Source organism: Histidinibacterium lentulum, from assembly GCF_003789055.1.
GTDB classification, from domain to species: domain Bacteria; phylum Pseudomonadota; class Alphaproteobacteria; order Rhodobacterales; family Rhodobacteraceae; genus Oceanicola; species Oceanicola lentulus.
This window is the reverse complement of sequence record NZ_ML119087.1, coordinates 100059-101109: the sequence shown is the minus strand read 5'-3', so window position 1 is coordinate 101109 and position 1051 is coordinate 100059. Positions and strand designations below refer to the sequence as shown.

The window sequence follows — 1051 nt, the reverse complement described above, 5'->3', positions numbered from 1 at the left end:
CCTTTGCGGCGCGATGGCCCCACTCGGGGAGAGACCGCGCCCGGTCCCCTTTGGCCGGCGCAGTCCTCCCGTCAGGTGCCGCGGTCCCCGCGGAAGGCCGAAATGCCCACCCATGTCCCCCCCCCGGGGTCTTCTGGTTCTTGCGGCGTTCCGGCTTTCGACCGAAGTGTCGCAGGCGTCGTCATCGGCAGGGCACGGGGCGGTCCGGCGAGGCCGAGGCGTCCTTAAGCCACTGTCAATGTTCATCAAGAGCCGGCGGACCCCGCATGACAAGCACCGATCCGGGGCTTTTTCGAATCGAAAGCACAGCTTTCGGGAGACCGGCGCGCCTGACTGCCTTCCGTTGCGGAAAATGACGGAACGTCAAATGGTTCGGCGTCCTGCGAGGCGGGCTTCGCGCGCGGCCTTTGCAATCCGAAAAACCGCGTTATCGGGCCCAGGGCAGCGGATCGCTCGTCCGTTCGGACGCAGCGGCACGGTAGCTCTCGATCAGCCGAATCATGGCCTCCCGCGCCAACGCTCCGTGTTCCTCGGCATGTCCCAGAGAGGCGACCATCTTCCAATGGCCGTACATCAGGCAGACGAAGAGATAGGACAGCTCCTGCGCGTCGCGGTCCGGGATCTCCGGAAACGAGACCTGGATCTCGTGGGAGACGACCTGCCCGAGCAGCCCGTATTGCGACGCCAGACGTTCTCGAACGGGCTTGTGCCCGGCGGCGTAGGCGAAGAGGGCATCGTAGGCCTGATCGTCCTTGGGCTTCGGCCGGTCGTCCCGGAGTCCGAAATAGAAGTCGAGGAAGAAATCCAGCCTCTCGCCGATCCCGGCCTCCGCGGCGCCGCTGACGAGCTGGCTGCGATAGAGCCCCGCCAGATGATCGCAGAGCGCGATCAGCAGGGATTCGAGATCCTGGAAGTAATAACGCACGAGCTGACGCGACATGCCGGCCTCCGCGCCGAGCCGCTCGAATGTCAGCGCGGCGGGGCCGTCCCGCATGAGAAGACCGAATGCCGAACGCACGATCGCTTCGCGCTTGTCGTCCTCTGCTGCCAC

At 65.7% G+C, this 1051-nt stretch carries 1 protein-coding gene; it reads right to left on the bottom strand.

What is annotated here, in order from left to right; genetic code table 11:
* Positions 1–427 precede the first annotated feature (427 nt).
* Positions 428–1051: a TetR/AcrR family transcriptional regulator gene (locus EAT49_RS14530; RefSeq protein WP_148078741.1), complete on the bottom strand. Its 624-nt coding sequence runs from the start codon at positions 1049–1051 to the stop codon at positions 428–430.